Consider the following 22,375-nt stretch of genomic DNA (forward strand, 5'->3'; position numbering starts at 1 on the left):
AATAATGTTAATTTATTTGCTATATTTCAATCAATTTAATTAGTTATTATCATGGATATGATTCATTCTTCTGATCTAAAAACGATCATACATTCCAAGCGTGCCAATATTTATTATTTAGAGCATTGCCGTGTTTTGGTTAATGGTGGGCGAGTTGAGTATGTTACTGAGCAAGGTCAACAATCGTTATATTGGAATATCCCAATAGCTAATACTACCTGTATTTTATTGGGCACGGGAACATCATTAACGCAAGCGGCTGTGCGAGAGCTTTCACGGGCAGGTGTCATGATTGGCTTTTGTGGAGGAGGCGGAACGCCTCTATTTTCATCAACCGAATCTGAATTCGCTTGTCAATTTTTTTCGCCACAAAGTGAATATCGCCCGACAGAATATCTACAAAGCTGGTGTCAATTTTGGTTTGATGATGAACGTCGATTACAAGCAGCTAAATTATTGCAACAAACAAGGCTTAATATTATTAGTGAGTGTTGGCCGCAATTTGATTGGGATGTTGATAAAACGCAGTTAACGCATATTCTTACTGATGCAACACAACAATTTACCGATGTTGATAATAGCCAAGCACTTTTAGCCGCAGAAGGGCGAATTAGCAAACGTCTTTATGGTATGGCGAATCAATTAACTTTACAAGATGACAAATTTAAACGAGAGCAAGGCACTCGAGGCAAGAGTTATGATCCTGCTAATCAATTTTTAGATCATGGTAACTATTTAGCCTATGGACTTGGCGCAACGGCTTGTTGGGTGTTAGGTCTCCCTCATGGGCTTGCTATTTTACACGGAAAAACTCGCCGAGGAGGATTAGTTTTTGATGCGGCAGATATTATTAAAGATGGCATTGTATTACCTCAGGCCTTTTTATCAGCAAAACAAGGCGATAGTGAAAAAGAATTTCGTATGGCATGTATTGCGCAATTTGCTCAATTAGGTGCACTTGATAGGATTATTGATACTTTAAAACAGATAGCAGATCAAATATGAATATTTTACTTGTTAGTCAATGCAAAAAAAACGCCTTAACAGAAACAAGGCGGATTATCGATCAGTTCGCTGAGCGCTGCGGTGAACGAACATGGCAAAGCCCAATGACCGAAGCAGGGCTACAAACGCTCTATAAATTATTACGCAAAACCGCACGAAAAAATACTGCTGTTGCATGTTATTGGACACATGGTAAAAATTTAACTGATCTTTTGTGGATTGTGGGCGATCGTAGTCAGTTTAATCAAGAGGGACGAGTCCCAACTAATCGTACTAAACGTAATATTTTACGTAGTGACAGCGAAAATTGTTGGCAATATGCAGCCACTATTCAATTAATTACAACCATAGCGGCACTACTTCATGATTTAGGTAAAGCAACGATTGGTTTTCAATCTAAATTACGAGCAGAAACGGTTGTGGCGGCTGATCCTTACCGACATGAATGGATTTCGTTACAATTATTTTTATTAATGATTCAAGACTGCACCACGAACGAAGCCTTATTTGATCGATTAGCGCATTTTGCTCAATATCAACAACAGCATCCTAATTGGTACCAGCAGCTTACCAAAGTCGACAAAAATGATCTCACGCAGTTACCATTATTGGCACAATGGATTGCGTGGCTCATTGTGTCGCATCATCGAATGCCGTTTTTATCGGATTCATTAACCAGTGATATTAAAAATGCACAAAAGGTAGATTTTGATATATCTGGTTTAACTGTCCGAAGTTTTTATAAAACATTTAAGGCAATTGATAAATGGGTTAAAAATAGTCATAGTCAACACACTTCACCCAACGATTTTTGGCAGCTTAAAAGCGATATTACCTTAAGCCAGCTTTGGCTGAAAAAACTAAGCCGTTATGCAACCAAAGCCCTAAATCATGTTCCTTTAATGCAATTGTCTAATATTGACGGGTTTTTATTGCATATTTCGCGTTTAAGCTTAATGGTGGCTGATCACAACTACTCAAGTTTAACTTTAGCAAATGAAGAAGCCGAAAAAAATCAGGCAATCTTAATTGCTAATACCAATTACCTGAAAAAAGCGAAGCAACGTTTAGATGATCATTTAATCGGTGTAGCTAATTTTTCAGCCCGCTTTGCTCGTTTATTACCTAAAATAACCAAGGAATTACCCGCAATTAATCAACATAAACCCTTTACTAAACGAACAACTATAAAACGATTCCAATGGCAAAATCATGCTTTTGATTTAGCAAAAAGTTATCAACAAATATCTGATGAATGTGGCTTTTTTGGTGTTAATATGGCATCGACTGGCTGTGGTAAAACCTTAGCCAATGGGCGGATTATGTATGCGCTTTCAAATCCAAAACGGGGCGTGCGTTTTACCATTGCATTGGGATTACGTGTTTTAACGTTGCAAACAGGTAAAGCATTAAGAGAAAGATTACATTTAAGTGATGAACATCTGGCGATTTTAGTGGGTGGGCGTGCCACAAAAACCTTGTTTGAACTGAGTAATGAAGACATTGAACAAAACGATTCTCAAAAAAAATCAGAAAACCAAGGTAGTGAATCTATCGAATCGTTACTTGATGAATATATTGATGTAGCAGAAAGTGGTATTGCTGATTGTGAATTAGGTACTATTATCGAAGACAGTAAAGCACGGCAATTACTTTATGCGCCTATTGTGACATGTACAATTGACCATATTATTCAAGCTAGCGAATGTACCCGAGGCGGTAAATATATTGCACCAACGTTAAGATTATTAACCTCAGATTTGATTTTAGATGAACCGGATGATTTTGATCAACACGACTTGCCAGCGCTGGCTCGTTTAGTCCATTTAGCTGGATTGTTTGGGAGCAAAGTACTACTGTCATCGGCGACCTTAACGCCAGATTTAATTGCCGGATTATTTGATGCTTACCAAGCAGGGCGAAAAATTTGGAATCAAAATAACCAATATGCCAATAATACCATTGTATGTGGTTGGTTTGATGAATATGAACAGTCGATATCACAAATTGCTGATACTAAAACGTTTCGCGATCACCATCAACAATTTGTAGCAATGCGCATTCATCAATTAGCACAAAGCGCAGTTCGTCGCCAAGGGCATATCTTAGATCTACTAAATTACCAAACAAATAAAGCCGAAAACCAAAAAATCAATTATGGTGTGCTAGCTAAACAATTATTAGATCAAGCTTATCAATTTCACCAAGATCATCATCAAATAGATAAAACATCACAAAAAAAGGTAAGTATCGGTTTAATGCGTTTTGCCCATACAGAAGATGTTATTTCACTTACAGAACAAATTTATGCACAAACGAAGTTACCTAATGATACGGCTTTTCATATCGTGGTTTATCATGCTCGACAACTGCTATTATTGCGTAGCCAATTAGAAGAAAAACTTGATAGAATTTTAAATCGCAGTGATGAACAGGCACTATTTAGCCAACCCGAAATTCGTCAAGCGATAAAAGGTAGCAAGAAAGAAAATCATATCTTTATTGTGATTGGCACACCCGTCACCGAAGTCGGGCGCGATCACGATTATGATTGGGCAATTGTTGAACCATCATCCATGCGATCTATTATCCAGTTAGTAGGGCGAGTATGGCGTCACCGACCACAAAAAATTGCACAAAAGGCTAATGTGGCTATATTAGGCTCGAATTTAAAAGCAATTGAATCTAATTATCGTACTGATCAAGCCTGTTTTACTAAACCAGGGTTTGAAGAAAAACCATTATTTTTACTGAAAACCCATAAAACAAATGAACTAATTCCTGAGCATCAGTTAGTAAATATTGACGCTATTCCACGTATTAAGTCCTGCCCAGAAGATGGGCTGACTCTCGCCGAATTAGAACATAAGGTCATGGCAAATCTCTTTGCAATTAATGCCCGTAAAAGTAATTACGTGACCAGCTATTGGCAACAAGGCTTAGCTCATCACCATTGTGTCCATTTACAGGCGATTTCGCCATTTAGAGGGAATGATAAGACACAAGATGAATATATTTGCCAACTTGACGACGATGGCGATTATCAATTTAGCTATGCAGATATCGCATGGCAAACACCTGATGAATGCTGTAAAGATACACAAAATAGTATAATTGAATATAAAAACTGGTCATTTGTTAATCCTAAAATTCAACCTTGGTTGGTTAATAGTGTTGAGCAAGCCATAGCAAAAATAACCGAATATTTCCCAGATAAAACGCCATATCGATTAGCGAATGAATTTTGTAGCGTAAGCTTATATCGCAATTGCAGTTGGTATTTTCATCCTTATTTAGGATTTTATAAAAAGAAAGGATAAAAGAATATTGTTTTTATACTGAAACACATAGTTACCTGAAAATTTTTGACAAAATATCGTTAGGTGAATAATGGTTGCTAGTAAAAGTGAGGTAATTCTTTTATACTTGATGACACTGCTGTGTAAGCAGTTTAGAAATATTAAATTTTTTCAAATATTGATTATACATTCTACATTCACCGCCGAATAGGCGGTTTTCTTTATTAAGCATTAAGTTATTGTGTGTGTGCGATTTTACCTATAATAATCCTATTAAATTTTATTTAATAATTTAAATTATCTTTATTATATTTTATATGTGAAGATTACAATTTAGTAATTTTAATAACAACATACTGAAAAATTACAGTTTTAACTATAAAAAATTTACGATTTCATCATTTAAATATAAAATTTTATTATTAATCAGTTAGTTAATAAAAATCAAAATAAAATAATGCCTATTATATGTTATTGGGTTAGATAATGTTGACTTTAATTTTTTTTTGTAGTAAATTACATAAATGTAATGTTAAGTTGCATAATAACGTACTACAAAATTGTAGTATTAAATACAAAAAAACCCCAGATGTTGCCGCATCTGAGGTTTAGAATTTTATCAACCCTGACAAATTAGGAGGACAAAATTATGTCTAAGAATAAAATGTTAAAAATTCAATGTCAAATCTTAATTGAAAATATTAAGTTAAAAAAACTCGATATTAATACTTTAGCAGCAAATGATGAGGTAAATGTCGAATTTTATCATCAATTTAATGATTATTCAATTCTAGAACTAATGAAAATTTTGAATATTTCGACGATTAAAGAAGTCGAATATCTGATTAAAAAATTGGAACTAGAACAATCTAAGTATCGCTATTTAAATTCTCATGAAAAATGGGTTTATAACAACAACGCATTAAATATATTGAAGTTATATTTAAAATATAAAGCAGCATAGCATTAAATTAAAAGGTTTATAGATGATGATATAGGCCTTTTTTATTTTGAATTTGCAAAAATATAAGGAGAGCCAATGAATAATATTTCTTGGCAAGATATAAGAAAAGTAATTTTAGATTTTCTGCAACAACGGCTTGCCAATAATAGTAATTATAAAACTGAAACGTCTAAGCTAGAAAAAGCAAAAGAGCTAGGCGATCAGGTCGCAGTGAATGAAGCTCAGCAAAAGTTAGCTGAACTTGCTAAAAGGTTTGATTTTGAAACGTGGATGGAAGATGCGGCAACTAGAAGAATTTCGTGGATAACAATAGGAACTCATTTAAGCAAAGGTATTCATTCATCTAGCTCTGGAGATAACGTTAACATTGCGACCCAATCTAAACTGTGCCATCAAACAGTTATATCTTCTGCAACACCATCCTTGTTAGAACTTGATAGCTCTGGTAACGCCGCTTCATTAGATATATTTTCTCTTTTTAATCAATATGTTGGTGAAAATAAAATTTTGCAGTTAATTATAGAAAATCATCCAGCTGTTTTACCTGCACTTTCCGATGATAAGCAAAAAGCATCACTCTATTTAACTAATTTTAAAAAAGCAATCTTTAATGATTTCGATAACCCAAAAGCTTCGGAATTGAATAAGCAATTATATTGGCCGAATGATGAAGAACCGTATTTGTCAAAGCAAGATAATAATTATCGATTACTAATTCCATTACATCCTAGCTCATTATGTAATTACTTATACGAGAAGGTACAAATACGATTTTCGGAAGAAAATAAAAATGCACGGGAACTGCGTCGAAAAAAAGATATTGAGCATCAACCTTATTTTTCTTTCCATGACTTAGCCGTAGTTAAACTGGGAGGAAGTAATCCTCAAGGTGTCAGTCAATTAACTAGTAGTCAGGGAGGGCGGAATTTTTTATTACCCTCTATGCCTCCTATATTTCAAAAATCTCAATTTCCATCGATTTCTAAACAACAAGAAACAATTTTCAATAATGCACTGCAATATTTTTGTCGATTTGGTTTTAAACTACTGTTTGATATGGTTGAATCGCCAAAAAATATTGTAGAAGAACGAGATGATCGTAAAGATGCGTTTGCGGTGATTTTATCATTATTACTTAAGTTTGCTCGTTATATTCAAACGACTCAACCAGCTGGTTGGAGTCGTGATTATTCACTCAATTTTGATGAAAAACTTTGGCTTGATCCACAGCGAGCCCAATTAGAGAATGAAGGGGATTTTAAAAAGCAGTATGAACAAGGCGATTGGCAACAAAGTTTAGAAAAAAGTTTTGCAACTTGGGTTCAAAATGCTTTAAAAGAAAAATTTAAAAATTTTAAACAGCAATTTGCGGATCCTGAATTTAGCGAATGGCGTCGTGAATTTAGAACTGCGGTAAAAGCAAGTCAACGTAAAAGGGAGGGGATATTTTAATGGCATCATTACGTTATTATTTATTGTTTGATCATATCAAAATCCATAATGCCAATGCGATTTCTAGCCCATTAACGTATGGATTCCCTGCTATCTCGGGGTTTTTAGGTGCGATTCATGCTTTAAGTCGTAAAATTGAATCAGAAAATCCTATTTACTTAGATGGCGTATTAATCGCCTGTCATGAATGTGATGTACAAGTTTATCGGCCAAACAACTATGCGGATTATACTTTTCGATTAACACGCAATCCACTAGCTAAAAATGGGAGTACTCGTTCAATTATTGAAGAAGGGCGAGTTCATCTTGATGTTTCATTGCTTGTTGAGGTAAAAATTGAAGATCGTGAAACATTAGATGATGCAGATGAACAGCAAGCATTCATCCAACAGATGAAACAAAAACTTTACCAGCAACGTGTTGCTGGTGGGCACGTTGTTGATATTGAATCAGTCGCGCTATACTCTGCGTCAGGATCAAATAAAAACTTAATTAATGCACTATTACCCGCATTTGTTTTAGTTGAAGCACCACAAGATTTACAAGATATTACTGCTGAATTACAGCAACAAGATCCTAATGCTACAGCGCTTGATGCCTTGATTGAAACAGCGATGTTGCATCATCATCCACAAGAAAAAGATCACTGGCAAACCACATCGGTTAAACAAGGTCGTGGTTGGCTTGTTCCTTTGCATTTGGGTTATCAAGCTATTTCACCGTTATTTTCAGCGGGTAAGGTTGAACATGCGCGCAGTAATGAGCATGCTACGCAATTTGTGGAGTGTATTTATGGGCTTGGTAAATGGGTCTTTCCTTTACGTTTGAAAGAGAATTTATCACAGGCTTTTTGGCGTTATAAATGCAGTGAATTGCAATCTAATGATGCAGAAATTTATATTATCAATCAAGAAAGCAATTAAATAAATTTAGAGAATTATAGACTAAGGAATACATTATGAGTAAAGATAAAATGACAACCGCAAGTGTACTTGCTTTTGAACGTAGTTTTGATATTTCAGATGCGATTTTTGCACAGCAAGATAATACCGATAACGGTAAATTATATCCTGTTGTAGTCACTGAAAAATCACTCCGAGGCACTATTTCAAATCGTCTTAAAAATACAGTGGCAAACGATCCAACCAAATTAGATGCTGAAATACAAAAACCAAATTTACAAACAGTAGATGTCGCTTCGTTAGATGCCGATAAAGATACTTTGATCGTTACATGGAGCTGTAAAGTGTTGCCATTTTTAGGTAAACCATCAGTGTGTAATGATATCGAATATCAAAAAGAACTAGAAAAAACAACGCAGGGTTATATTCAAACGCAAGGAATGACAGCACTAGCTAAACGTTATGCTATTAATATCTTAAATGGCCGTTGGTTATGGCGTAACCGTATGGCAGCAGAGCAAATTAGCCTTTCGATTACTCGAAAAGATGATAAAAAATCAATGATTGAAGTCAGTGATGTTAAACAATATCAACTGAACTCATTTGATTATGATGATAAATCGGTGAATGATCTTGCTACACTGATTGAAGCAGGATTATGTGGTAAAGAGTTTGTTATTTTTAACGTTGAAGCCAAACTGAAAATGGGCTTAGGTCAAGAAGTCTACCCGTCACAAGAATTAATTCTAGATACTGGCAAAACTAAAAGTAAAGTATTGTATGAGAAGAACAAACAAGCCGCCATGCATTCACAAAAAATCAGCAATGCCATTCGAACTATCGATACTTGGTATGATAATGCTCAATTCCCAATAGCAATAGAACCGTATGGCTCGGTGACATCAATGGGGCATGCTTTTCGCCAACCAAAACAGAAATCAGATTTTTATACCCTGTTTGATAATTGGGTTTTAAAAGGTGAAAAACCATTGCTTGAACAACAACATTATGTGATTGCGGTATTAATTCGTGGTGGTGTCTTTGGTGCTAGTGGCAAGGAGTAAATAATATGCACTCACACTATTTAGAGCTGCGAGCTATTTCGCAAATTGAGATAACCGAGGTGGATGTGATGAATCAAGTCATGCAGTCACTACACCAAATTTTAGTTAATCACCAAGGAAATATCGCAATTAGCTTTCCTTGTTACCATTTGCACCGAACATTAGGCGGAGTGATTCGCCTATTTGGTACCGAGCAGGAATTACAAAAACTTAAAGCAGATATACAGCAAAAATCATCGATTAGTGATTATGCTTTATTGATGGCTATCACAACAGTACCGACGACGATAAAAGGCCATTTACGTTTTAGTCGTGTTAATCCTAAAGGTCAGAGTGCGTTAAGACGTGCCGAAAAACGATTAACCGCACAAGGAAAATGGACACCTGAAGTAAAAAATAAAATGATTGAAAAGTGGGGAAGTGTTCATTTGCAATACCCACATCTTCATTTGAATAGTAAAAGTACAGGTCAAAGATTCATTTTGTGGTTAAAACAAGAAAAATGCCCAGAGCCTGTGCAAGGCACATTTAATAGCTATGGACTAAGCCAAAACGCAACAGTTCCTGATTTTTAAATCATTAACCCTTTTTTTGAGGATGATTTTAACATATTGATTATTATTAATATTAAAATAGACTCAAAAAAAGGGTAAAAATTGGGAAAAGTGCAGTATGCTCTTTTACAATAAGGCATTATTGAAATAAAATTCTACTTCAATGCCGTGTAGGCAGTTTAGAAAGCAACGAATTCTTCAACAGAGAATAAATCTCCCTTCAATGCCGTGTAGGCAGTTTAGAAAATTGTGGTCATACGTAAAATATTTCATAATTTCTTCAATGCCGTGTAGGCAGTTTAGAAAATCAAAGCAATACGAATCAAGCCAAAACTGTTCTTCAATGCCGTGTAGGCAGTTTAGAAAAACTAAATATTCCGCGCCCAGGATCTGCTCCACTTCAATGCCGTGTAGGCAGTTTAGAAAGATCACATGATGGGAGTGTGCGGTTTTGGACTCTTCAATGCCGTGTAGAAAATTATTTGAAAACTTTCGGATTGAATTTTAACCATTATCATAACTATTCTACCCCAATTTGCGTACTCACTTTTATTTCTCGATTATCAGTAATTTCTAAATTTGACAATACCGCTAATTGAGGAAAATTAGGTCTTAAAAATTGTGAAAGCATTGGTCTTAATGTATGGTTTACTAATAATACTGGTGGTGCACCAATTGCCTCTTGTTGATTAAGCGCTTTTTGCAGTTGCTCAATAATATGTTCAGCAAGCCCTGGTTCAAAATTGCTAGTATTTTGGAGAGCTTGTAATAATAAACGTTCTAAATTAATATTTAACCCTATTACATTGATTGGTGCTGTACCGGGGAACCATTGCTGAGTAATTACTCTACCTAACGCGATTCTTACCATACTAAGTAATTGATAAGTGTCACTTTGGGTTGGTGCATGCTCGCAGATTGTTTCAATGATAGTTCGCATATCTCGAATTGAAACCTTTTCTGCGATCAAGTTTTGCAGTATTTTATGAAAAGTAGTTAATGTTACAATACCCGGAATAAAATCTTCCACTAATTTGGGGATATCTTGTTTTATTTTGTCGAGTAGTTCTTGCGTTTCCAATCGACCCAATAAATCACTAGCAAACTGTTGTAATAAGTGATTAAAGTGAGTAGCAATCATAGTACTAGTGTCAACAACGGTATACCCTAATATTTGCGCATTTTCCTTATTGCTTTCATCTATCCAAACCGCAGGCAGTCCAAAAGCAGGTTCGGTTGTTGCAATACCTTCAATGGTTTCTGTCACATTACCGGGATTTATAGCTAACCATTTATTATTAACAATTTCCCCACTGCCGATTTCGCCACCTTTTATAAATATCTTGTATTGATAAGGCGCTAATGAAAGGTTATCTCTTATATGTACCTGTGGGGGTAAAAAGCCCAGTGTTTGCGCGAATTTCTTTCGTAAACTACGAATTCTTCCTAATAATTCCCCATTTTGATTTTGATCAACCATGGGAATTAAGCCATATCCTACTTCCATTGCTAAAATATCTTCAATATTTACATCAGACCATGTTGCTTCAATATTAGCAGGCGCAGTTGCTTGTGTTTCTTTGATTTTATTTGTTGCCTTGGGTTCTGTTTTTTTCTGTTTTGTTAACCACCAAGCGATAAGTGATAAAAAAGTGGTAAAGAGTAAAAAAACGATATTTGGCATTCCTGGTATTAATCCAAGTAAGCCAATTACTACTGCAGTTAAAATTAATACCTGAGGATTATTAAAAAGTTGGTTGAGCATTTGATTGCTGATGTTATCTTGTGATGTAACACGAGTAACAATAACCCCAGCTGCCGTTGAAATAATTAATGATGGTATTTGTGCAACTAATCCATCACCAATAGTCAGCAATACATAGGTCTTACTTGCATCAGAAAGGGCCATACCATGTTGCATAACACCTACTAATAAACCACCTATAATGGTAATTGCCATAATAAGTAAGCCTGCAATAGCATCACCTCGTACAAATTTACTGGCACCATCCATTGAACCATAAAAATCTGCTTCTTGGGTCACTTCAGCTCGGCGCAACTTGGCCTCATCCTCACCAATTAGACCAGCATTAAGGTCGGCATCGATTGCCATTTGTTTTCCTGGCATACCATCTAATGCAAAACGTGCACCAACCTCGGCTATTCTACCTGCCCCTTTGGTGATAACCATAAAGTTAATAATGACCAGAATAATAAATACCACAATACCAATAGCAAAATTACCACCAACCAAAAAGTGTCCAAAAGCCTCAATAACTCGCCCCGCAGCAGCACTACCTGTATGTCCTTTCAATAACACTACTCGGGTTGAAGCGACATTTAACGATAACCGTAATAAAGTAGCAAAAAGTAAGACTGTTGGAAAAGCAGCAAAATCAAGCACCCGTTTAGTAAAAAGCGCTACTATTAAAATAATAATGGATAAAGCGATATTAAACGTAAAAAACAGATCTAAAATAAATGCAGGCAGAGGTAATACCATCATTGAAAGAATCAATAAAATTAGCAGCGGACCTGCTAAAATTTGATAATGACCATTTTTTAATGTATTGGTCGATAATAAATTAAGAAGTTTAGATTTAATCATAAGGTGTATAAGTGCCTTTATTTATTTACAGATAATGACTCTGGTATAGGTAAATTATTTGGTTTTGCTGGTTTATCACCACCATATTTATGCCACTGCTTTAATTGATATACCCAAGCTAATATTTGTGCAACAGCAGCATATAGTTCGGTTGGAATCGTTTCACCTATTTCACCGTGACGATATAAAGCTCGTGCAAGTGGAGGTGCTTCTAATTGGGGAATATTATGTTCACTAGCAATTTCTTTAATGCGTAGCGCAATTTTATCTGTACCTTTTGCCAATAACTTTGGGGCCATCATTGTTTTTTCATCATATTGCAGAGCAACCGCATAATGGGTTGGGTTTGTGACAATGACATTTGCTTTCGGCACATCTTTCATCATTCGGCGTCTTGCCATTGCTTGTTGCATTTGACGAATTCGCCCTTTGATTTGTGGATTACCTTCTTGCTCTTTAAATTCATCCTTGATTTCTTGTTTTGACATCTTTAATTTTTTTAAATTACTCCAAATTTGATAAAAGATATCAAAACCCACCATCGGTATTAAAGCGATAACACTAAGAATCCCACAAAGAATAATTAACTGTGTTGATTTCGCTAATGCATTATTTAAATACATATTAGGTAACGATAACATGTCATAAAAATGATGCATTAAAAACAGCGTTGAAGCCATAGTAATTAGTATTACTTTAAGCACACTCTTTAACAATTCAGAAAAAATTTTAGTACTAAATAATCTGCCAAATCCTGATATTGGATTGAGTTTTTTAAAATTAGGTTTGATTGATTGCAAGCTAAATAACAGACCACCAACACAAAGTGGTGCAAATATAGCAATAATAACTAAACCTAAAAAAATTGGTACAACTGCCCAAAAACCATGGATTAATAAGTTAACTAAATTAAAGACAATTAACCTATCATCGGTTTTATACGAAACCTTGATTGCAATTTTTATAATTGTGATTAATTGGTTAACTAAATGTGATCCCATTACCCAAAATAAAGAAATACCTATTAGCAATATTAACAAAGAGGTTAATTCTCGAGATCTAGGGATCTGTCCCTTTTCTCTAGCCTTTTTTATTTTGCTATCGGTAGGTTGTTCACTTTTATCTAGATCACTATCGTCAGCCATGATGACATTAAATAAAACTTTATAGTTTGTTTAACAGTTACAATGCTAACAGTATGAACTAATTACTCACAAGTTATTGGCTGAATAAGAGGGTATTTTTGGTGCTATTTATCGCCTTTACCATCAAAAATATCTATTTCCTACTAAGCTTTAGCGCGTTTTGACGAAATGACATCGGATTGTTGGTAGCCGTTTTGGGTATACACAACTGGATTATTTATACCTTTAAGATAATTGATTGATTGCTGAGTTACTTTCATGCGGTTTTGAATAATTAATCCGTTATCACGATTTATCTTTGATAATAATGCTGTTGTATCAGTGATTGATAACCAATGAGCTGCGATTGTTGAGTTTTCTTCATAAGGGGGGTGAATGTTAAATTGTTTGCTTAACAATATGCGGTTCTCATCCAGTAATTTTAATTGAATTAATAGCTGACTTTTTTGATTAATAATTTCATTTAACTGAGTTGTTAAGCTATTTTCAATTAATATTTGTTGCTCTGTTTGCAGGATTTCTGAAAGCATTTGTAACATTTCTGTTATTTTGTTAAGAGTGTTATTGAGTTCTTGCATTTTTATATTCCTATCATTGTGATTTATTTATTTTTAAATATTTTTTAATAATTGTTCAATTAACTTATCTGCAATTTTATGTGTATCAATAACCCATGAACCATTAGTAATAGCTTGTTTTATTTGTTCAATTTTTTCTACATCGATATCCTTATCGGTTGAATGTAGAAGATCTATTGAATGTTGAGTTATGCTTACGTTGGTACTCACATTGACACAATTTTTTGCTTGTACAGATGCTGTTTCATTTTTTTGTTGCTCATTGACGACATCATTTTTAAGTAGCCCTGATATGGTTGTAACGGATTTTGTTGCATCTATACTCATAAAATACCTTTAATCAAATTGAAGATTTAAGTGTTTAGTTTTATTATCGGCAATAATAAAAAAATCATTAATATTATTTGTTGAAAATGATTACTCCTTGTTGAGTAAGTGTTCCTTCGACAATCTTATTAGAATTTAGTTTGACTCTAATTTTCTCATTTAATACGGCATTACTAAGCGTTTTACCGCTTGTTGACACTTCGTAACCTTCTCCATAAATTATCACTTTAATTATTTGTCCTGCTTTTACTAGCCAACTATTTTGAAGCATTGTTGTTTTTATTGGCTCGTCCTGATTGATATGACGCAAAGCGATACGATTAAGTACATCAACTTCATTTAAAATAACCGAAGAAGGTAATTTATCTAGCCGACCTGATTGTATACGAATATGATCTTTGCTGATTACTGCTCCCGCATTTATTGACTGTTTAGCAACAATATAGTTACCTACAACAGCAACATGCATTTGGATAAATGTTTTCTTATTATCACATTGAGCACTAATAGTTATGTTGCCCCATAATTTTTTTTTATCTAATAGTGAAAGTATTGGTGTATCGCAATCCAATTTAGGTTTAGATGAAAGATAAGTAATTACAATCTCATCAGTTTTATGGTTAATCTGTTGAAATAGTAAATTATTAATCTGTTTATCAAGTGAATTAGCTAAAACCGTACTCGAACTAAATAGTATAAAAATAGCGAATGTTAATTTTGCAATTTTAATCATATTTACTTGTTTTAAATTATTCATAAACTGATTTTACTTTATCATTGTATTAAATGAATCTTGAAATAAGGGCAATTTTTACCGTTATTTCTTCAATGACTTTTTTTTGATTCGCTTAAAATTCTCACCATCAAAAAAAGTGAGACAATTTTATGTTGGATAAATTAGATACTTTTGTTAATTTTCATCAGCAAGCATTAAATATACGAGAAAAACGACAAAACATATTAGCTACAAATATCGCAAACAGCGATACGCCTAACTATCAGGCTAGAGATATTGATTTTAATGCTGAGTTAACTAAGGCACTTAACAACCAGAGCCATATTAATCATTTCAACCTAAATACAACCTCAAATAATCATATCCGAGGAGCGGTATCAATTAAGCCTAATCAAAATGTGCTTTATCGAATTCCTTATCAGGCATCAGCCGATGGTAATACTGTCGAAATGGATCAAGAGCGCACTGCTTTTATTGATAATAGTATTCACTACCAAAGCAATTTAACGTTTTTAGGTGAACAGTTTAAAAATATTATGTCAGTATTACAAAAAGGATAATAATGATGAGCTTTTCTATTTTTGCAATATCTGGGTCAGCATTAATGGCGCAAACCCAACGAATGAATGTTAGCGCTAGTAATTTAGCCAATGCTGATAGTGTAACAAGTACATCCGGTAAGGCTTACCGTGCCAAGCAAGTCGTTTTTCAAGTAGATAATCAAGGTTTCCCTAATAATAGTATTGCAGGGGTTAAAGTGTCGCAGGTTATTGATGATCCAACACCAATGAATTTAGTTTATGAACCTAATCACCCTTTAGCTGACTCAAAAGGCTATATTCAAAAACCAAACGTAGATGCAGTTGCAGAAATGGTTAATAGCATTTCTGCATCACGCAGTTATCAAGCAAATATTGAAGTCATTAATACAGCAAAAACGTTAATGCTAAAAACACTGACATTAGGACAATAATAAGGAGTTACTGATGGGAGTATCGAATGTACTGGTTTCAGAATCTTCAGGAGTAAAAAGTCCTCAAACAAAGCAAAAAAACACGTCTGACGGTAATTCTAGTAAAGAGTTACAAGATAATTTCTTAACGTTATTGATTGCACAAATGAAAAACCAAGATCCAACAAACCCAATGGATAATAGTCAGTTAACCTCACAACTTGCTCAGATTAATACGTTAGCAGGAATCGAAAGACTTAACACCACATTAGGCATGGTTTCGGGGCAAATTGACGATAGCTTATCGGTTAATGCTAGCAATATGATTGGTAAAGGCGTTATGGTACCTGGCAATAAAATTTTAGTAGCAACCCCGGATCCTAATGGTATCAATACGTTTGATACTACCAAACCAGATAAAGAAACTATCACAACGCCTTTTGGTTTTGAATTGATGCGTGATGCAGATTCAGTGGTTATTACCATCCAAGATGAAAAGGGGAATGTGGTTCGTGAAGTCGATTTAGGTGCGATTCCTGCTGGGGTCAGCTCTTTTACTTGGGATGGCATGTTAAATGATGGAACAATTGCACCTGATGGGAGTTATACCTTTTCAGTCAATGCCACTAATGATGGGCAAAAAGTATCCTCTACATCGTTATCTTATTCAGTCGTGTATGGCGTGATTAACAGTAAAGTTAACAATAAAGTATTACTCGATTTAGGTATTCTTGGTTCTATTAGTATTGACGAAGTTCGTCAAATTCTTTAAAGGAGATGAAGTTCTATGGGGTTTTCTCAAGCAGTAAGCGGCATGAATGCTGCATCAAAACAATTAGATGTTATTGGCAATAACATCGCCAATTCGGCAACCGTCGGCTTTAAAAGTGCAAGCATCTCATTTGCTGATATTTATGCTGGGTCAAAAGTGGGAATGGGCGTAAAAGTCGCTAGTGTCATGCAAAATTTTAATGATGGCACAGCAACAACGACCAATAACAGCTTAGATGTTGCGATTTCAGGAAATGGTTTTTTTCGCTTAGTTGATAGCAATGGTCAAATTTACTATACCCGTAATGGGCAATTTCAATTGGATGCAGAACGAAATATTGTGTCTACTGATGGCTTACAACTGACTGGGTATCTTGCAACAGGAACGCCGCCTCAAGTACAGCAAGGTGCAGCGCCAGGACCATTAAAAATTTCGCAAGAAATGTTAAATGCATCGGCTACCACAAAAGCTTCTTTGCAAACTAATTTAAATTCAAATAGCAAGGTGCCAACAAAACAACCTGTTAACGCACTTGATGCTGATACGTTCAATTATTCTACAACTATTACTACTTATGATTCTTTGGGTAATCAACGTAATGTTCAGCTTTTTTATGTAAAAACAGCCGATAATCAATGGGATGTTCACTATCTTGATAGTAGCGATCCTAATGCAACCTTACAACGAATTGGGCAAATGGAGTTTGATTCTTCTGGTAAATTAATTAGTGATCCTGAAATGACTATTAATATTAATGGTTTAAATGGTTCAGCGGATAATACCTTTACGCTATCGTTAGCGAATAGTTCTCAGCAAAATATGGGCAAAGAAGTCGGCAGCATTAAAACACCAATAGTTGATGGTTACGCACCAGGTGATTTAGTTGGCTATAGTATTAATGATGATGGTTCGATTTATGGTGTTTATTCAAATCAGCAAACAATGTTATTAGGTCAAATTACTATGGCTGATTTTGCTAATGTTAACGGCTTAGAATCAGCAGGTAACAATAACTGGCGATCAACAATTAACTCTGGTACCGAAGTTTTAGGCGCAGCAAGTTCTGGTACATTTGGTTCACTAACTAGTGGTGCGATTGAATCATCTAATGTTGATATGAGCCAAGAATTAGTGAATATGATCGTTGCTCAGCGTAATTATCAATCTAATTCACAGACTATTAAAACACAGGATCAGATTCTAAACACGTTAGTTAATTTACGCTAATTGAAAGGTTATTTATGGATCGTGTAATTTATACAGCAATGTCGGCAGCAAGCCAAACGCTTCATCAACAGGCAATCACTAGCCATAACCTAGCCAATGTCTCTACAACAGGGTTTCGGGCTCAGTTAACAGCAATGAAAGCTGTGCCTATTGTTGGGAGTCAAACGATGCCGACACGAACTATGGTTACAGCCACAACGCCAATGTTTGATTCAGCAATGGGTGAATTTAATTACACAGGCAGAAATTTAGATGTTGCTTTAGCCCAAGACCACTGGTTAGCCATACAACTTCCTGATGGTAGTGAAGCTTATACGCGTAATGGTGCTATTCAAATTGACCAAAATGGCACACTGAATATTCAAGGATACCCTTTAGTTGGTGATAATGGTGTTTTAACCGTGCCACAACAATCGCAAGTGAGTATAAGCAGTGATGGAACGCTTTCTGCATTGGGTGCAGGTAATAAACCAACCACCATTGCCCAAGCAGGTAAAATCAAAAAAGTGCATCTTGAACGTCATGAAGTTGTTCGTGGTGATGATGGTTTTTTTCAACTTACTGACGAAGCTCGCAACCAACGTGGCGCGGTATTGCAAGATAACCCAAAAGCAAAACTCATGTCAGGGGTATTAGAAGGCAGTAATGTCAATCCTGTTTCAACAATGGTTGATTTGATTAGCCATTCTCGACATTTTGAAATGCAGATGAAAGAAATCATGACGGCTGATGAAAATGCACAAAAAGCGAATCAAATTTTATCGCTAACTTAGATTTATCAATATATTAAGTAGGAAGAAAAATGATCAAATCATTATGGATTGCTAAAACCGGCTTAACGGCACAACAAATGAATATGGATATTATCTCTAATAATTTGGCCAATGTTAGTACCAGTGGTTTTAAAAGACAAAGAGCCGTATTTGAAGATTTATTATATCAAACTGTTCGCCAACCAGGGGCTCAATCTTCAGAGCAAACAACGTTACCATCAGGTTTACAAATTGGTACTGGTGTTCGCCCTGTTGCAACAGAGCGTTTACATAGCCAAGGAAATTTAGAAGCAACTGATAATAGCAGTGATATTGCGATTAATGGTCAGGGCTTTTTTCAGGTTTTATTACCGGATGGAACACAAGCTTATACTCGTAATGGTTCGTTTCAAGTTAACCAAAATGGTCAATTAGTTACGGCTGCAGGCTATGAAATTCAGCCCACCATTACGATTCCATCTAATGCAACAAAAATGACTGTTGCCCGTGACGGCGTAGTAAATGTGACGTTAGCTAATCAATCAACACAGGTCCAAGTTGGTCAATTAACGTTACACACATTCATGAATGATGCAGGACTTGAAAGTATTGGCGAAAATCTGTATTTAGAAACCGAAAGTTCGGGAACATCGACCGAAAATACCCCAGGATTAAATGGTGCAGGGTTGCTATATCAGGGCTATACAGAAACCTCTAATGTCAACGTTGCTGAAGAACTGGTTAATATGATTCAAGTCCAACGCGCTTACGAAATTAATAGTAAAGCCATTTCGGCATCTGATCAAATGTTACAGCGTTTAAATCAGTTATAAGCATGAGTCTATGATAAACAAAATAAGATATCTTTATATTCTAATTGCTTTCTTTTTATTTAGCTGTGCACAGTTGCCTAAAAAAGCATTAGTTGAAGGCGAAACTAGCATAGTGCCGCAAATGCCCGAAATTGTGAACACCAGTGGTTCGATTTACCAAGCTACTCAACCTAGTAGCTTTGGTTATCAGCCTATGTTTGAAGATCGTCGCCCTCGTCATGTAGGGGATGTGTTAACAATTGTTTTGCAAGAAAACGTGAGCGCCAGTAAAAGTTCATCTATTAATGCGGGGCGTAATGGCTCGGTAAATTTAGGGGTAAAAAAAATCCCCACTTTTTTAGATGGATTAGTTGGTCGAGGCAAAGCCGAAACAGATCTTTCTGGAAGCAATGACTTTAAAGGTTCTGGTGGCGCTAATGCCAAAAATACATTTAGCGGTACTATCACAGTTACCGTTCAAGATGTCATGATTAATGGTAATTTAAAAGTAATTGGTGAAAAACAGATTGCGATTAATCAAGGCACCGAATTTATCCGTTTTTCGGGGGTGGTTAACCCAAGAACCATAAGTGGTAATAACACCGTTATATCAACACAAGTTGCCGATGCTCGCATTGAATATGTTGGCAATGGCTATATTGACGAAGCACAAACAATGGGCTGGTTACAGCGTCTATTTTTAAATCTTTCCCCATTTTAACGAGTCTGATTATGATAAAAAAACTGCGTTCCTTTTTTAGTATTATCTTTATGATGATATTGGTCATACCGAATGGACATGCTGAACGTATACGTGATCTAGTCACTATTCAAGGTGTAAGAGAAAACGCTTTAGTTGGCTATGGTATTGTTGTTGGGCTTGATGGAACAGGCGATCAAACATCACAAACCCCCTTTACCATTCAAAGCATCACTAATATGTTATCTCAACTAGGTATTACCGTGCCGTCAGGAAGCAATATGCAACTGAAAAATGTTGCAGCGGTAATGGTGACAGCCAAATTACCCTCTTATTCACGAGTTGGACAAAAAATTGATGTTGTCGTATCTTCACTCGGTAATGCCAAAAGTTTACGAGGTGGCACATTAATCATGACGCCATTAAAAGGCGCTGATAATCAAGTTTATGCTATTGCTCAAGGTAACCTTTTTGTTGGTGGAATGGGCGCAAGCAATAAAGGAAGTAGTGTTAGTATTAACCAAATGGCAGGGGCTTCGATTCCTAATGGCGCAACAATTGAACGCGAGTTAGAAATCAACTTAAATGAACAAAATATTATCCATTTACACCTTAACGAATTTGATTTTACCCGAGCGTTAAAAATTTCGGACGCAATTAACAGACTACAAAAAAATATCGCTGTCGCATTAGATGGCACAACAATCGCTTTGCAAATGCCAGAAGAAAATACTGCAAAAGTAAAGCTATTATCACAAATACAAAACCTTGAGATAGCCGCAACGCCTATATCGGCAAAAGTGGTAATCAATACTCGAACTGGTGTTGTTGTGATGAACCAAAAAGTTAGATTAGATAATTGTGCTGTGGCGCACGGTAATTTGTCGGTGGTTATTAATCGTAAACTCAATGTTAGCCAACCCAATACTCCACTTGCTGGCGGCGCGACAGTTGTCACACCTGAAAATCAAATCAGTGTAGAACAAGAAGGGGGGGCACTACACAACCTAGCATCAGGTGCAGACTTAAATCACGTAATTAATTCACTCAATGTGCTCGGCGCTAATCCGACCGAATTAATGTCGATACTAGAAGCACTAAAAACAGCAGGTTGCTTACATGCAGCTTTAGAAACAATTTAACTTATTTGTCATTACATGGCTTATGAGTAATTTAAATTAGGTATGATAAAAAAAGAAAATACAGTATGAATAATAAAATAAGTCAATCTTTAAATCATTTTGCTTATGATTTTTCTGGGCTTAATCAATTAAAACGCAGTGTTGCAAATGGTTCGGCAGGAAGCATTAGGCAAGTTGCTGAGCAGTTTGAAACGCTATTTATCAATATGATGATGCAGTCAATGCGCAAAGCCGTACCAGAAAGTGGTTTATTTAATCATTCCGCTACACAACTGTTTACTTCAATGTTTGATCAGCAAATTGCACAGCAAGCGGCAGGTAAAGGCTTTGGACTGGCTGACATTATTACTAAACAATTAAGTCATCATGCATCGCCATCAACAAAGGTAAATTTACAATCAAATACCAATAATGCCCCGCAAAATCTTCGGTTAGCGCAGTCTTTATTTAGTGATGTATCATCTAATATATCACCTCAGGCATTAGGGCAAATGCTTTATCGCCAACACAAGGCAAATCAGACAACAAACTCAACCAACGAATTATCGTTAAAAACACCCATAAAAGATGGGAAAGACGAACATATTGTTAAATTTGTAACCGAATGGCTTGAACCTGCCAAGCAGGCTGCAAAACGTTCAGGTATTCCTTATGAGGTTATTATTGCGCAAGCGGCTTTAGAAACAGGCTGGGGACAAAAGCAAATAAAAACAGAGAATAATCAATCAAGCTACAATTATTTTGGCATTAAAGCAACATCATCATGGCAGGGACGCTCAACGAGATTAACTACCCAAGAATACATTAATAATAATATGGTAAAAATCCAAGACCAATTTAAGGTCTATAATAGCAAACAACATGCGCTTACCGATTATATTAATTTATTAACAAATAGTCCCCGTTATCGTGCAGTAGTTAATGCGCCAGACGCCAGAACAGCAGCTAAAGCACTACAAGCGGCACATTATGCCACTGATCCAAATTACAGCGACAAATTGATTAAAATCATTGGACGTATTGAACAAATAGCCCAAAATAGTTCACCCACAAAGGTATCGGGGTTTAGGCAAATTGCGTTTAATTGAGAATAGGAATACTTGATTTAAATACAATACACAATATGTTTTTATTTAAACGGCGAGTGACTAAACCATACTAGAAAATCACTAAATTTCACAAAATGGTTTTAAACAGCACCGCCGCCATGTCACTTATAAAAACCATATCACTTATAAAAAAAATCTTTGTTACACCAAAACGCTAAAAAACAAATATCATAATAGCGATAAAAATCGATCAGGAAAGTTATTGATTTTATTAAAGTTTTTATTTTACTGTTTTTTCAGGAAAACATATCTTACTCGTTTGCTTCTGATGCCTA

General features: G+C 35.5%; 21 protein-coding genes and 1 CRISPR repeat array. Of the genes, 16 read left to right on the forward strand and 5 right to left on the reverse strand.

All coding sequences use genetic code 11. The annotated features are described in order from the left end of the window. The first annotated feature begins 51 nt into the window (after positions 1-51). The 7 genes from cas1f to cas6f all read left to right on the forward strand — a co-directional run bounded on the left by cas1f (position 52) and on the right by cas6f (position 9,261). Positions 52-1,005: a type I-F CRISPR-associated endonuclease Cas1f gene (cas1f, locus tag GQ589_RS08940; protein ID WP_160425715.1), complete on the forward strand. Its 954-nt coding sequence runs from the start codon at positions 52-54 to the stop codon at positions 1,003-1,005. Continuing rightward, positions 1,002-4,325, forward strand: coding sequence for a type I-F CRISPR-associated helicase Cas3f (gene cas3f, locus GQ589_RS08945; protein ID WP_160425717.1), 3,324 nt, complete (start codon positions 1,002-1,004; stop codon positions 4,323-4,325). The genes cas1f and cas3f overlap by 4 nt, the downstream gene beginning before the upstream one ends. A 628-nt stretch (positions 4,326-4,953) precedes the next feature. Next, complete coding sequence (locus GQ589_RS08950; RefSeq protein WP_160425719.1) at positions 4,954-5,268, forward strand: hypothetical protein; 315 nt, start codon at positions 4,954-4,956, stop codon at positions 5,266-5,268. A 75-nt stretch (positions 5,269-5,343) separates the two neighbouring features. Continuing rightward, entirely contained in the window at positions 5,344-6,720 is a 1,377-nt protein-coding gene (gene csy1 / locus GQ589_RS08955) for a type I-F CRISPR-associated protein Csy1 (RefSeq protein ID WP_160425721.1), read from the forward strand. Beyond that, entirely contained in the window at positions 6,720-7,643 is a 924-nt protein-coding gene (gene csy2, locus GQ589_RS08960) for a type I-F CRISPR-associated protein Csy2 (protein WP_160425723.1), read from the forward strand. The genes csy1 and csy2 overlap by 1 nt, the downstream gene beginning before the upstream one ends. A 35-nt stretch (positions 7,644-7,678) precedes the next feature. Then, positions 7,679-8,686: a type I-F CRISPR-associated protein Csy3 gene (gene csy3 / locus GQ589_RS08965; protein WP_160425725.1), complete on the forward strand. Its 1,008-nt coding sequence runs from the start codon at positions 7,679-7,681 to the stop codon at positions 8,684-8,686. A gap of 5 nt (positions 8,687-8,691) precedes the next feature. Continuing rightward, the gene (gene cas6f / locus GQ589_RS08970; protein ID WP_160425727.1) at positions 8,692-9,261 is read left to right on the forward strand and encodes a type I-F CRISPR-associated endoribonuclease Cas6/Csy4; all 570 of its coding nucleotides are present in this window, start codon (positions 8,692-8,694) and stop codon (positions 9,259-9,261) included. 137 nt (positions 9,262-9,398) lie between these two features. Further along, a CRISPR array of direct repeats spans positions 9,399-9,726; the repeat unit is 28 nt; unit sequence CTTCAATGCCGTGTAGGCAGTTTAGAAA. A gap of 34 nt (positions 9,727-9,760) precedes the next feature. Here the strand turns inward: cas6f and flhA are convergent. From flhA to flgA, 5 genes are all read right to left on the reverse strand, one after another. Further along, positions 9,761-11,848, reverse strand: a complete 2,088-nt coding sequence (flhA, locus tag GQ589_RS08975; RefSeq protein WP_160425729.1) for a flagellar biosynthesis protein FlhA — start codon at positions 11,846-11,848, stop codon at positions 9,761-9,763. A gap of 17 nt (positions 11,849-11,865) precedes the next feature. Continuing rightward, positions 11,866-12,993 carry a flagellar biosynthesis protein FlhB gene (gene flhB / locus GQ589_RS08980; protein WP_160425731.1) on the reverse strand — a complete coding sequence of 376 codons (1,128 nt, stop codon included), beginning with the start codon at positions 12,991-12,993 and terminating at the stop codon, positions 11,866-11,868. A 143-nt stretch (positions 12,994-13,136) separates the two neighbouring features. Next, on the reverse strand, positions 13,137-13,571 hold the full coding sequence (locus GQ589_RS08985) for a flagella synthesis protein FlgN (RefSeq protein WP_160425733.1): 435 nt from the start codon (positions 13,569-13,571) through the stop codon (positions 13,137-13,139). 33 nt (positions 13,572-13,604) lie between these two features. After that, positions 13,605-13,898 (reverse strand): flagellar biosynthesis anti-sigma factor FlgM, encoded by a 294-nt coding sequence (gene flgM, locus GQ589_RS08990; RefSeq protein ID WP_160425735.1) that lies wholly within the window; start codon positions 13,896-13,898, stop codon positions 13,605-13,607. A 73-nt stretch (positions 13,899-13,971) separates the two neighbouring features. Continuing rightward, a complete protein-coding gene (flgA, locus tag GQ589_RS08995) occupies positions 13,972-14,655 on the reverse strand; it encodes a flagellar basal body P-ring formation chaperone FlgA (protein ID WP_160400705.1) in 684 nt (227 codons plus the stop codon). 128 nt (positions 14,656-14,783) lie between these two features. On the opposite strand from flgA, the gene flgB reads away from it, so the two are divergent. The 9 genes from flgB to flgJ all read left to right on the forward strand — a co-directional run bounded on the left by flgB (position 14,784) and on the right by flgJ (position 22,079). Next, positions 14,784-15,194 carry a flagellar basal body rod protein FlgB gene (gene flgB, locus GQ589_RS09000; RefSeq protein WP_160400706.1) on the forward strand — a complete coding sequence of 137 codons (411 nt, stop codon included), beginning with the start codon at positions 14,784-14,786 and terminating at the stop codon, positions 15,192-15,194. A 2-nt stretch (positions 15,195-15,196) separates the two neighbouring features. Beyond that, positions 15,197-15,607, forward strand: coding sequence for a flagellar basal body rod protein FlgC (gene flgC / locus GQ589_RS09005; RefSeq protein WP_160425738.1), 411 nt, complete (start codon positions 15,197-15,199; stop codon positions 15,605-15,607). 13 nt (positions 15,608-15,620) lie between these two features. Next, positions 15,621-16,358 carry a flagellar hook assembly protein FlgD gene (locus GQ589_RS09010; protein ID WP_160411719.1) on the forward strand — a complete coding sequence of 246 codons (738 nt, stop codon included), beginning with the start codon at positions 15,621-15,623 and terminating at the stop codon, positions 16,356-16,358. Between the two features lie 15 nt (positions 16,359-16,373). Next, complete coding sequence (flgE, locus tag GQ589_RS09015; RefSeq protein WP_160425740.1) at positions 16,374-17,585, forward strand: flagellar hook protein FlgE; 1,212 nt, start codon at positions 16,374-16,376, stop codon at positions 17,583-17,585. Between the two features lie 14 nt (positions 17,586-17,599). Then, on the forward strand, positions 17,600-18,358 hold the full coding sequence (locus GQ589_RS09020) for a flagellar basal body rod protein FlgF (protein WP_160400710.1): 759 nt from the start codon (positions 17,600-17,602) through the stop codon (positions 18,356-18,358). Between the two features lie 29 nt (positions 18,359-18,387). Next, positions 18,388-19,170, forward strand: coding sequence for a flagellar basal-body rod protein FlgG (flgG, locus tag GQ589_RS09025; protein ID WP_160400711.1), 783 nt, complete (start codon positions 18,388-18,390; stop codon positions 19,168-19,170). 10 nt (positions 19,171-19,180) lie between these two features. Continuing rightward, positions 19,181-19,870, forward strand: a complete 690-nt coding sequence (locus tag GQ589_RS09030; RefSeq protein ID WP_160400712.1) for a flagellar basal body L-ring protein FlgH — start codon at positions 19,181-19,183, stop codon at positions 19,868-19,870. 11 nt (positions 19,871-19,881) lie between these two features. Then, positions 19,882-20,991 (forward strand): flagellar basal body P-ring protein FlgI, encoded by a 1,110-nt coding sequence (locus GQ589_RS09035; protein WP_160425742.1) that lies wholly within the window; start codon positions 19,882-19,884, stop codon positions 20,989-20,991. A 65-nt stretch (positions 20,992-21,056) separates the two neighbouring features. Further along, complete coding sequence (flgJ, locus tag GQ589_RS09040; RefSeq protein ID WP_160411716.1) at positions 21,057-22,079, forward strand: flagellar assembly peptidoglycan hydrolase FlgJ; 1,023 nt, start codon at positions 21,057-21,059, stop codon at positions 22,077-22,079. The last annotated feature ends 296 nt before the right edge of the window (positions 22,080-22,375 follow it).

This window comes from Gilliamella sp. Pas-s27 (assembly GCF_009795865.1).
Lineage (GTDB): Bacteria > Pseudomonadota > Gammaproteobacteria > Enterobacterales > Orbaceae > Gilliamella.